This is a genomic window from uncultured Rhodoblastus sp. (genome assembly GCF_903903185.1).
Taxonomy (GTDB): domain Bacteria; phylum Pseudomonadota; class Alphaproteobacteria; order Rhizobiales; family Beijerinckiaceae; genus Rhodoblastus.
The window spans coordinates 38,551-50,568 of record NZ_CAIUXT010000247.1 but is presented as its reverse complement, the minus strand read 5'-3'; the positions used below and the strand labels follow the sequence as shown (position 1 = coordinate 50,568).

At 64.8% G+C, this 12,018-nt stretch carries 7 protein-coding genes; 1 reads left to right on the top strand and 6 read right to left on the bottom strand.

Annotated features, from left to right (window positions below; all coding sequences use genetic code 11):
* Positions 1-778, top strand: a 778-nt coding sequence (locus QZY01_RS23050; protein WP_294541959.1) for a Hint domain-containing protein, incomplete at its 5' end; no start/stop codon positions are given.
* Between the two features lie 141 nt (positions 779-919).
* On the opposite strand, the gene bfr is transcribed toward QZY01_RS23050, so the two are convergent.
* The 6 genes from bfr to QZY01_RS23020 all read right to left on the bottom strand — a co-directional run bounded on the left by bfr (position 920) and on the right by QZY01_RS23020 (position 11,964).
* The gene (bfr, locus tag QZY01_RS23045; protein WP_294541957.1) at positions 920-1,396 is read right to left on the bottom strand and encodes a bacterioferritin; all 477 of its coding nucleotides are present in this window, start codon (positions 1,394-1,396) and stop codon (positions 920-922) included.
* An 87-nt stretch (positions 1,397-1,483) separates the two neighbouring features.
* A complete protein-coding gene (locus QZY01_RS23040; protein WP_294541955.1) occupies positions 1,484-1,708 on the bottom strand; it encodes a (2Fe-2S)-binding protein in 225 nt (74 codons plus the stop codon).
* Between the two features lie 196 nt (positions 1,709-1,904).
* The gene (locus tag QZY01_RS23035) at positions 1,905-3,554 is read right to left on the bottom strand and encodes an OFA family MFS transporter (protein ID WP_294541953.1); all 1,650 of its coding nucleotides are present in this window, start codon (positions 3,552-3,554) and stop codon (positions 1,905-1,907) included.
* A 501-nt stretch (positions 3,555-4,055) separates the two neighbouring features.
* The gene (locus tag QZY01_RS23030; protein ID WP_294541951.1) at positions 4,056-7,406 is read right to left on the bottom strand and encodes an efflux RND transporter permease subunit; all 3,351 of its coding nucleotides are present in this window, start codon (positions 7,404-7,406) and stop codon (positions 4,056-4,058) included.
* Positions 7,403-10,528, bottom strand: a complete 3,126-nt coding sequence (locus QZY01_RS23025) for a multidrug efflux RND transporter permease subunit (RefSeq protein WP_294541949.1) — start codon at positions 10,526-10,528, stop codon at positions 7,403-7,405. The genes QZY01_RS23030 and QZY01_RS23025 overlap by 4 nt, the downstream gene beginning before the upstream one ends.
* Positions 10,525-11,964, bottom strand: a complete 1,440-nt coding sequence (locus QZY01_RS23020) for an efflux RND transporter periplasmic adaptor subunit (protein WP_294541947.1) — start codon at positions 11,962-11,964, stop codon at positions 10,525-10,527. Before QZY01_RS23020 ends, QZY01_RS23025 begins: the two co-directional genes overlap by 4 nt.
* Between the last annotated feature and the right edge of the window lie 54 nt (positions 11,965-12,018).

Genomic DNA, 12,018 nt, shown 5'->3' with positions numbered 1-12,018 from the left:
GTTCGACGCCTCCGGCGAGTTGGTCGCGACGCTTACGAGCGGCATCCGCGCCCCCAACAATTTGGCGACCGATTCCGCCGGCCATGTGTTCGTCGTGAGCCGTCTCAACGATACGGTCGAGCAGTTCAAGGTCTTGCAGCAGACCAGCGTGAGCGATGCGACGACGCGGATCAGCGTTTACGCGGCGCCCTGCTATTGCGCCGGAACGCTCATCCGGACCGACAAGGCGGAAGTCCCCGTGGAAATGCTGAAGCGCGGCGACCTGGTCATGACGACGGAAGGCGTCGCCAGGCCGATCTCATGGATCGGCCGACGGGCGATATGCGCCGGTTTCGCCGACCCGATCTGCTGCTGGCCTATCCGCGTCATGGCCGGCGCGCTGGGCGACAATGTTCCTTCCCGCGATTTGCGGCTGTCGACCGATCACGCTTTGCTCGTCGAAGGCGTGCTGATCCAGGCGGGCGCGCTGGTCAACGGGACCTCGATCGTTCGCGAGACCTCGGTTCCCGAAAACTTCATTTATTATCACGTCGAACTCGACGACCATGCGCTGATCCTCGCGGAAAACGCGCCGGCGGAGACGTTCGTCGATAATGTCGACCGGCTCGGCTTCGACAATTGGGCCGAGCACGAGGCGCTTTATCCGGACGGCAAAACGGTTGAGGAAATGCCTTTTCCTCGCGCGAAAGCGCGCCGGCAGGTTCCGCTGCACATTCGCGCGGCGCTCGATGCGCGCGCGATCGCGCTCGGCGCGCAGGCGAGAGCCGCTGTGGCTTGACGTTCACGACGGGTTTGGATCGTCGATCTTCATTCCCGGCATGGCAGCCGGTTCAGACGACCGGCCATGCCGGGTCGGGTCGCGACGGTCGCGGGCCCGACTGCGGCGGTCCGAAATGAGCCAGTCCGCAGCCGATCCGGCTCAGCTCAAATCGCCAATATGCTTTTGGGCGTAAAGCGGCAGGCCGACCTGTTTGATCAGTTCCAGCTGGCTTTCGAGAAAATCGATATGTTCTTCGGTTTCCCCGGCGATGTGTTCGAACAGGTTCTTGCTGACGCGGTCGTTGACCGACACGCAATAGCCGGCGGCTTCAAGGTAGAGCGCGCGGGCCGCCAGTTCCGCGGCGAGGTCGAGTTCGAGCACTTCCTGCACCGTCTCGCCGATGGTCAGGGCGTTCAGCTCCTGCATGTTGGGAAAGCCTTCGAGAAACAGGATGCGGGTGGTGAACTGGTCGGCGTGGCTCATTTCCTCGATGGATTCCTCGCGCCATTTCTTCGCGAGGGCCTTGTAGCCCCAATTGTCGAGGATGCGGTAATGCAGCCAATATTGGTTGATCGCGGTCAACTCGGCGCGCAGCCCGCGATTGAGATAGTCGATTACCGTTGCATCGCCCCGCATGATTTTCCCCAGCCTTTCGATGATATTTCCAACCTGATGGCGGCGCGATGGTTCCGCCCGCAACATCGCAGGTTCATTCTGGCCCGTTCATTCCGCCGCCTGAACCATGCGCACGCATGGGGTTTGCGCCGAGGCGCCGCCGCGCGTCTCCCGCTCGAACAAAGCCTGGATATTGCGCACGCAGCGCCCGCATTTCGGGGTCACGCCGAGGCGGTGGAACACCTCGCGCGCCCGCGCCGGCGTATCGCAGCAGGGCCTTACGCAGGCCCGGATGTCGCGGTCCGATATGACATTGCAAGAGCAGAGGATCATCTGGGCCAAGGCTCCGTCGCGGCCGGCGAAAGCTATGCGCCTATTTGACACGGATAGACGGCGCGGCAAAAGCTTTTCGCGGTGAATTAGATTATTTCTAAACTGCATCCGCGCCGCCAGACAAAAGACCGGTCCGAAACCGTCGCGATTTCGGACCGGACAAGGCTCACCCGAACAAGGGTCGCTCGGACAGGTCTCACTTGAAGATGATCAGCGCCTTGGCGAAAGTCTGCTGGACGCCCCAGGCGAGCGGCAGGCCGACCGCCAGCCAGGCGAGGATGGTTTTCACGTCGAAGCCGCCGCCGCCGATGCCATAGGCTCCGATCGGACCCGAGGGCAGGGCCTGGGCCGCCTGATAGGCCGCCGCCTCCTGTTCCGGGATCAGATATTTCGGATCGACCGGCCTGACCAGCGCGTTGCAGATCATGCCGACGACGAGAAATCCGGCGAGAATATAGAGCGTCACGTCATAGAGCCGGTCCGCCGGCACGCCCGCCGCCTTGTTGAACTCGCGGATGTAATTGACCACCACCGGACCGACGATCCCCGCCGTGGACCAGGCGGTGAGCAGGCGGCCATGGATGGCGCCGACATATTGCGTGCCGAAAATATCGGCGAGATAGGCCGGCACCGTGGCGAACCCGCCCCCATACATCGACAGGATGACGCCAAAGGCCAGCACGAACAGAGCCTTGGCGCCCATGTGGCCAAGCGTCGGGGTTGCGGCGTAAAGCGCGATGCCGAGCGCGAAAAACACGAAATAAGTGGCTTTTCGGCCAAGATGATCCGAGAGCGACGCCCAGACGATGCGCCCGACGATGTTGAACAGCGACAGGAAGCCGGCAAAGCCCGCCGCGATCACCGCGATCGTCGCTTTCTGGCCCGCATCGAGCGCGGCGAAGCCGAGTTCCGGCTTGCCGATCAGCGCGCCGCCGAAAATCTCCTGCAACATCGGCGAGGCCATGCCGATCACGCCGATCCCGGCCGAAACGTTGAGGCAGAGCACCGCCCAGATCAGCCAGAATTGGGGCGTCTTGAGCGCGTCGTCGAGATGGACATTGCCGGTGGCGATCATTTTTTTGGCGCCGGCTGGCGGCGTCCAGCCCTGCGGCCGCCAGCCCGGCGGCGGCAGGCGATAGCCGAAGGCGCCGCCGAGCATATAGACGAAATAGAGGCCGCCGAGCACGACCAGGGTCTGCCAGACGCCGACCGATTCGGCGTTCTTGAAATGATTCATCAGCATGGCGGCGAGCGGGGAGCCGATCATCGCGCCGCCGCCAAAGCCCATGATCGCCATGCCCGTGGCCATGCCGCGCTTGTCGGGAAACCATTTGATCAGGGTCGAGACCGGCGAAATATAGCCAAGCCCGAGTCCGACGCCGCCGATCACGCCCGGTCCGAGCCAGAGCAGCCAGAGCTGGTGCAGATAGACGCCGAGCGCCCCGAGCATCAGCCCGCCCGACCAGCACAAAGCCGCGACCACGCCGGCCTTGCGCGGCCCCGAGCGCTCCAGCCAGCCGCCCCAGATCGCGGCGGAGGAGCCGAGCAGCACGAAGAACAACGTGAACATCCAGCCGAGATCGGCGACTTTCCAGTCGCAGGTCGTGGTGAACAGCGCGTTCATCAGGCCGGAATCGGCGGGGCAGGCGACCGCTTTGGTCACGCCGACCGCCTGGCTCAGCGGCAGCCAGAACACCGAAAAACCATAGGCCATGCCGATGCACAAATGGATCGCCAGCGCCGCCGGCGGAACCAGCCAGCGGTTGAAGCCGGCATGGGCGACGGTCGCTTCGCGGTCCAGCCAGCCATGCCGGGCAGGCGCGCCCGGTTGCGTCAGTGTTGTCATGCGTTCCTCCCCACGTGTTATTTATCAAATTACGTCAGCGTCGCCGCCTTTCGCTTGCGATCCCGCCGCCGGCGGCAAGAGCGGCAAGATGCGTCAAGGCGCCCGGGCGCGGGCCACGGTCCGGCGGGAAAAGCCGGCGACCTTGTTCGACCCGAAAATGGGTCCAGGCGACGGTCGCCATTTGCAATCGGGAGTGAAGGGCGGGGGGCCAAGGATTTCGCGCGCAAAAAATCGCGCTTAGGCGCACGGTCTAATGCGACGCCCGCCAAGGCGCGGCCCCAGCCATGATTCAAACGCTCGCTCGCGGGATTTTCATCCCGCCAAACCGTCCTGGTCATCATTTCCTCCGACCCTGCCTCTTTGTGCAGGTTGAGCGAATAATAGGCGCCTTCCGGCGCATGGATGCAATTGGCTTTTCGAAGGATCGGTCGGCGCGGATCTTCAACGCGCGGATTGGCGCAACCAAGGCATTTCGAAACAATGGTTTCGTTGACGCCGGCCTTACTGCGCCGCGACCCCGCCCTGCGCGGCCCCGGCGGGGCGGGCGCGGCCGAGGAACAGGGCGCGCCGTCTGGCTTTCAGCCACAGGCTGAACCGGTCCATGTAGAGATAGACCACCGGGGTCGTATAGAGCGTGAGCAGCTGGCTGATAATCAGGCCGCCGACGATGGCCACCCCGAGCGGCCGGCGGATTTCGCCGCCTTCGCCAAAACTGATCGCCAGCGGCAAGGCGCCGAGAATGGCGGCGCAAGTGGTCATCAGGATCGGTCGGAAGCGCAACAGGCAGGCCTCGTAGATCGCGTCATAAGAGGTCGCGTTGCGGGTTCTCCTGGCGTCGATGGCGAAATCCACCATCAGGATGGCGTTCTTCTTGACGATGCCGATCAGCAGGATCACGCCGATGGCGGCGATGATGCTGAACTCGATGCCGAACATCATCAGGCCGAGCAGGGCGCCGACGCCCGCCGAGGGCAGGGTCGAGAGAATGGTGATCGGATGGATCGTGCTCTCGTAGAGGATGCCGAGCACGATATAGATGGCGACGATGGCGGAGAGCAGCAGCAGCGGCATGGATTTGAAGGAATCGGCGAAGACCAGCGAAGTCCCGGATTCGAGGCCATGCACCGTGGTCGGCATGTGGATTTCGGCCTCGGCGGCGTGAATTTCGGCAATGGCGTCGCTGAGCGCGTCTTTCGGATCGAGATTGTACGAAATCGTCGTGGTGACGAAGGGCCCTTCGTGATTGATCGACAAGGGCGCGTTGGCGCGCTCGAAACGGGCGATGGCGCTGAGCGGGATCATCGTCTCCTTGGTCGTGGAGACGGCGGCGCCGGCGGAGGCCGAGCTTTTGCCCGAGGCGGCGAGCGCGTTGATCGCGGCGTTGCGCGCCGAATCGAGGCTGGCCTCGCCCGCCTTCGCGGCCGTGACGCTTTCGCCCGCGGGGGCCGTCTTCTTGACCGAACCGCCGGGCAGGTTTGAGGTTGCTACGCCATTGGCCGCGCCGCCGGCGGTCGAGATGTAGATTTCGTCGAGCATGGACGGCCGCTGGGTATAGCGCGGGTCGATTTCCATGACGACGTGATATTGGTTGATGGCCGCGAAAATGGTCGAAACCTGACGCTGGCCGAAAGCGTCGTAAAGCGTATTGTCGATCTGCGCCATGCTGAGGCCGAGACGCGACGCGGCGTCGCGGTCGATCACCAGATTGGTTTGCAGCGATTTGACTTGCTGGTCCGAGGTCACGTCCTTGAGGCGATCGCGCTTTTGCAGGGCCTGGGTCAGCTTTTCCGCCCATTCGTAGAGTTCGGCGGTGTCGTCGGCGGCGAGCGTATATTGATATTGCGCCGAACTCTGCCGCGCGCCGGCGCGAAAATCCTGAGCCGCCTGAAAATACAGCCGCCCGCCCGGAACATGACCGAGTTTCGGCCGCAGCCGGGCGATCACCTCGTCGACGCTGACGCCGCGCACCGAAACGGGCTTGAGCGAAGCAAACAGCGTCGCCGAATTGGCCGAGCCGCCCGGGCCGCCGCCGCCGCTCGAACCGGTAAAGCCGACGACGGTGTCGATCGCCGGGTCCTCCTTGGTGATGCGGATCATTTCCTCCAGTTTCTGGCTGATGTTCTGGAACGAAATGCTCTGGTCGGCTTCGAGCCGGCCCATCAGGCGGCCGGTGTCCTGCTGCGGAAACAGCCCCTTCGGCACGATGCGGTAAAGCTGGATATTGAGCGCCACCGTCGCCAGCAGCAGCAGCATGATCAGGCGCGGGTGGCGCAGCGACCAGGTCAGGCTGCGGCCATAGGCGCCGTGCAGCCAGTCGAAGCCGCCTTCCAGCGGATTCCAGCGCCGCCCGCGGCTGGATTTCGGCTTTTTCACGCGGCGGCGCATGAACTGGGCGCAGAGCATCGGCGTCGTGGTGAGCGAAATCACCAGCGAAATCGAGATGGCGACGGTCAGCGTCATGGCGAATTCGCGAAAGAAACGTCCGATCATCCCGCCCATGAACAGGATCGGCGTGAACACCGCGATCAGCGACAGGGTGATCGAGAAAACCGTGAACCCGACCTCGCGCGCGCCGCGCAGGGCGGCCTCGAAGGCGTTCATTCCGGCGTCGATATGGCGTTCTATATTCTCGACCACGACGATGGCGTCGTCCACGACAAAGCCGGTGGCGACGGTCAGGGCCATCAGCGACAGCATGTTGAGGCTGTAGCCGAACAGGTACATGCACCCGAAAGTCCCGAGGATCGAGACCGGCACGGCGATTCCCGGCGCCAGAGTCGCGCGGATGTTGCCGAGAAACAGCAGCACGACCAGCGTCACCAGGGCGATGGCGATGAGCAGGGTGATTTGCGTGTCCCTGAGCGAGGCGCGAATGGTCACCGAACGGTCCATCACCGTGCTCAGCGTGATGTCGCCGGTGAGCGCCGCCTGCAAATGCGGCAGTTCGGACTTTACCGCATCCACCGTCGCGATGATATTGGCGCCCGGTTCGGCGGTCAGGATGGCGAGAACCGAGGGGACGCTGTTGGCGAAGCCGGCGTTGCGCAGATCCTCGACCGAATCGACGACGGAAGCCACGTCGGACAGGCGCACCGCCGAGCCGTTGCGATAGGCGACGATCAGCGGCCGGTAATCCTCGGCGTGCGAGGCCTGATCGTTGGTGTAGATCTGGTAATGGCGCCCGCCTTCCTCGATCGCGCCCTTGGGCGCATTGGCGTTGGCCGAGGCCAGAGCCGCGCGCACGTCCTCGAGGCCGACGCCATATTTGAACAAGGCTTGCGGATTGAGCTCCACCCGCACGGCGGGAAGCGTCGAGCCGCCGATCTGCACCTGGCCGATGCCGGGAAGCTGGGAAATTCTTTGTTGCAGCACATTGCTGGCGGCGTCGTAAAGCTGGCCCCGCGTCAGGGTTTTCGAGGTCAGGCTCAGGATCAGGATCGGCGCGTCGGCCGGATTGAACTTCCGGTAGGTCGGGTTGGAGCGCAGGGACGTCGGCAGGTCGGCGCGGGCGGCGTTGATCGCCGCCTGAACGTCGCGCGCCGCGCCGTTGATGTCGCGGTTGAGGCTGAATTGCAACGAGATGCGCGTCTGGCCGAGACTGGAGCTCGACGTCATTTCGGTGACGTCGGCGATCTGGCCGAGGTGGCGCTCCAAAGGCTCCGCGACGCTGTTGGCCACGTTCAGCGGGCTGGCGCCGGGCAGGGAGGCGCTGACCGAAATGGTGGGGATATCGACCTGCGGCAGCGGCGACACCGGCAACAGGAAATAGGCGATGGCGCCGGACAAGGCGATGCCGATGGTGAGCAGGGTGGTCGCCACCGGCCGGCGGATGAACGGGGCGGAAATATTCATGCCTGGCTCCCGACGCCGGCCTGAGGCTTCAGCGGGGCGGCGCGGTCGCCGCGCAGGCGGACCGCCAGCCGGTCGAAATAGAGATAGATCACCGGCGTGGTGAACAGGGTCAGCACCTGGCTGAAGATCAGGCCGCCGACAATGGCGTAACCGAGCGGCTGGCGCAGTTCCGAGCCGACGCCGCGCCCCAGCATCAAAGGCAGGGCGCCGAGAATGGCGGCCATGGTGGTCATCAGGATCGGCCGGAAACGCAACAGGCAGGCCTGCCGGATCGCCTCGACGGGCGACAGACCCGCGACGCGCTCGGCCTCCAGCGCGAAATCGATCATCATGATGGCGTTTTTCTTGACGATGCCGATCAGCAGGATGATCCCGATCACCGCGATGATGTCGAGATCGTAGCCGAACACCAGCAGCGTCAGCAGGGCGCCGACGCTGGCCGAGGGCAGGGTCGAGAGAATGGTGATCGGATGGATGAAGCTCTCGTAGAGCACGCCGAGCACGATATACATGGTGGCGATCGCCGCCGCAATCAGCAGCAGTTCATTGGTCAGCGAGGTCTGGAAGGCGGCGGCGGCGCCCTGCCAGGCGACGACGAAGGACGGGGGCAGGCCGATTTCCGCCTTGATCTTGTCGATCGCCGTCACCGCCGCGCCGAGCGAGACGCCTTTCGCCAGATTGAACGAAATGGTGGTCGCAGGGAACTGGCCGAAATGGGTGATCACCAGCGGCCCCGAACGGCGGGTCAGGTGGACGATGGCCGATAGCGGCGTCTGGCCGTTGGTGGTCGAGGCATTGGACGGCAGGTAGATCGAATCCAGCCCCTTGACCGATTCCTGCAGCGAAGCGTCAGCCTCCAGGATGACGCGATACTGGTTGGACTGGGTATAGATGGTCGAAATGATGCGCTGGCCGAACAAATCGTACAGCACATTGTCGATCGTCGCCGGCGTGATGCCGAAACGCGCGGCGGTGGCGCGGTCGATGGTCAGGTCGAGCGCCGCGCCGCCGGCTTGCAAATCGCTGGCGACGTCGGCCAGTTCCGGCGCCTGTTGCAGCCTTTCGGTCAGCCTGGGCGCCCATTCCGCGAATTCCTTCGGGTTGGCGTTCTCCAGCACGAATTTATACTGGGCGCGGGTGACGGAGGCGTCGATGGTCAGATCCTGCGCCGGCTGCATGAACAGTTTGGCGCCGATGACCTCCGACGCCTCCTTGTTGAGGCGGCGGATGACTTCGGCGATCGTGTCGTCGCGCTCGCCCCGAGGTTTCAGATTGATCAGGAAACGGCCGGAATTGAGGGTGAGGTTGGACCCGTCCACGCCGACGAAGGAACTGAGCGAGGCGACATCCCTGTTCGCCAGTATCACCTGCGCCAGTTCGCCCTGCAGCCTCACCATTTCCTTGAACGACACGTCCTGCGGCCCCTGCGAAATGGCCTGGATGACGCCGGTGTCCTGCGCCGGGAAAAAGCCCTTGGGGATGGCGATATAGAGCAGGGCGGTCAGCGCCAGCGTGCCGATGGCGACCATCAGCGTCAGAGGCTGGCGCGCGAGCACCACGTCGAGCGCACGGCCATAGGCGGCGACGATGCGGTCGAAGACTTTTTCGGCGTAAAGGTCGAACCGCCCGCGCTGGTTGTCGGGGCGGTAGCGGATCAGCCGGGCGCAGAGCATCGGCACCAGCGTCAGCGACACCACGGCGGAAATGACGATGGTGACGGCGAGCGTGACGGCGAATTCATGGAACAGCCGTCCGACCACCTCGCCCATGAACAACAGCGGGATCAGCACCGCGATCAGCGAGACGGTCAGCGAAATGATGGTGAAGCCGATCTGTTTCGAGCCGCGCAGGGCCGCGTCGAGCGGATCGGCGCCCTTCTCGACGTAGCGGGTGATGTTCTCGATCATCACGATGGCGTCGTCGACGACGAAGCCGGTCGAGATCGTCAGCGCCATCAGCGACAGGTTGTCGAGGCTGTAGCCGAGCAGGTACATCACGCCGAACGTCCCGATCAGCGACAAAGGCGCCGACAGGCTGGGGATCAGCGTCGCCGGCAGGGTGCGCAGAAAGACAAAGATCACCGCCACGACCAGCACGATGGCGAGCAGCAGTTCGAATTCGACGTCGGCCACCGAGGCGCGGATGGTGACGGTCCGGTCGGTCAGCACTTCCACGTCGATGGCGGCGGGCAGGCCCGACAACAGGCCCGGCAGCAATTTGCGAACCGAATCGACGGTTGCGATGACATTGGCGCCGGGCTGGCGCTGCACGTTCAAGAGAATCGCCGGCGTCCGGTTGGCCCAGGCGGCGAGCTTGGTGTTCTCCGGTCCGCTCACGACTTTGGCGACGTCGGAAAGCCGCACCGGATTGCCGTTGCGATAGGCGATGACGGTGTCGGCATATTGCTGGGGGCTGGTGATCTGGTCGTTGGCGCTGATCGTCGAAGCCTGCGACGGACCGTCGAAACTGCCCTTGGGCGTGTTGACGTTGGCGTTGCCGAGAATGGTGCGCACATCGTCGATATTGAGGCCGTAGGCGGCGAGCGCGGCGGGATTGATCTGGATGCGCACGGCGGGGCGCTGTCCGCCGGCGATGCTGACCAGTCCGACGCCGGGCTGTTGCGAGATCTTTTGCGCCAGCCGGGTTTCGGCGATATCGCGCAGCTCGGTGAGCGGCAGGGTTTTCGAGGTCACCGCGAGGGTCAGGATCGGGGCGTCGGCCGGATTGACCTTGGCGTAGATCGGCGGCGCCGGAAGGTCGGCGGGCAGCAGGTTGCTGGCCGCGTTGATCGCGGCCTGGACTTGCTGCTCGGCGACGTCGAGCGACAGCGAGAGGCCGAATTGCAGGGTGATGATCGAGGCGCCGGCGGAACTGGCCGACGTCATCTCGCTCAGACCGGGCATCTGGCCGAATTGCCGCTCCAGCGGCGCGGTGACCGAGGAGGTCATGACTTCCGGGCTGGCGCCGGGGTAGAACGTCTGCACCTGAATGGTCGGATAATCCACCGCCGGCAGCGTCGCCAGCGGCAACAGGCGGAAAGCGGCGAACCCGGCCAGCAGAATGGCGATCATCAGCAGCGTCGTGGCGACGGGCCGCCGGATGAAGGGTTCCGAAAGGTTCATTTCGAAGGGCCGTTCTGGCCGTCGGCGTTCCCCTGCCGGCGCCTGCGTCGGCTCTGGTCTTGCGCGGGATCGGCGGGCGCCGTTGCGGCGCCGGCTTGCGCCGGATCCAGCGGCTGCGCCGGGGCGGCGTTCGCGGGCGACGCGGCGTCCGTCGAGGCGTCTCCGACGACCCGCACTTCGGCGCCTTCGCGCAGCCGGTCGGCGCCATCGACCACCACACGGTCGCCCGCATCGATGCCGGACAGGATCTGGACCCGATCGCCGTCGATCTGGCCGATCTTGAGCACGCGCACGGCGGCCTTGCCATCGTTCGTCACCACATAGGTATAATCGCCCGGAGCGCCATGCTGGACGGCGGCGGTCGGCACGGCGACCACGCCCTTGAGCACCTCGACCAGCAGGCGGATATTGACGAACTGGTTGGGAAACAGCGCCTCGTCGGCGTTGTCGAAGGTGGCGCGCAATTTGACCATGCCGGTGGTGGTGTCGACCTGGTTGTCGAGCACAGTGACGACGCCGGTCGCCAGTTTCCTGACATTGGCGCGGTCATAGGCGACGGCGGTCAATTGGCCGCCGTCGCGCATTTTCGGCGCGATCTTGTTGAGGGCGTCTTCCGGCACCGAAAACAGCACCGACATCGGCTGCAGCTGCGTGACCACGGCAATGCCGGCGGTCGATCCCGCCTGGACGTAATTGCCGGGATCGACCAGACGCAGGCCGACGCGGCCGTCGACCGGGGAAACGATATGAGCATAGGCGATATTGAGCGCCTGCGCATTGACCAGCGCCTGATCGGCGCGCACCGTGCCTTCATATTGCTGGATGACATATTTCTGGTCTTCCGCCGTCTGGCGGGCGATGGAATTCTGCTTGAGCAGGGCCTGGTACCGGACGTCGTTGACGCGCGCCTGATCGAGCAGGCCCTGGTCATGGGCCAGTTGCCCCTCATATTGCGCCTTGAGCGCCTCATAGGGACGCGGATCGATCTGGGCGAGGAAGTCGCCCTTCTTGACATGCTGGCCTTCGGTGAAGCCGACCTGCTGCAAATAGCCCGAAATCTGGCTGACCACGGTGACGGTGGCGATCGGCGTCACCGTGCCGAGGGCGTTGATCACCACATTGACGTCGCGCCGCTCCGCCGCGGCGACGCCGACCGGCTGGATGACGGCGTGGTCGCCGCCCCGCCCCCGCCGGCCGCCGGACTGGTCCTGCGCGTATGGGGTCGCTGCGGGCTCGGCCGAAGGCGTCCTGAAATGGCGCCAGCCCCAATAAGCCGCCGCCACGGCGACGAGCAGCGCCAGCCAGCGCCAGGGTTTCTGGCTCGGCGGCGGCAGGCGCGAGGGGCGGGTCTCGGCGCCCGAATCGGGCGCTTCCAGCTTTTCCGGCGCGCCGCCGAGAGCTTGGCGCGCATTCAGGGCGATCTCGGTGTCGTTCATCTTTGTTCCGGATCTGGTTCTGGCGGCGCCGCCGGCCGGGCGGCATTCCCCAAT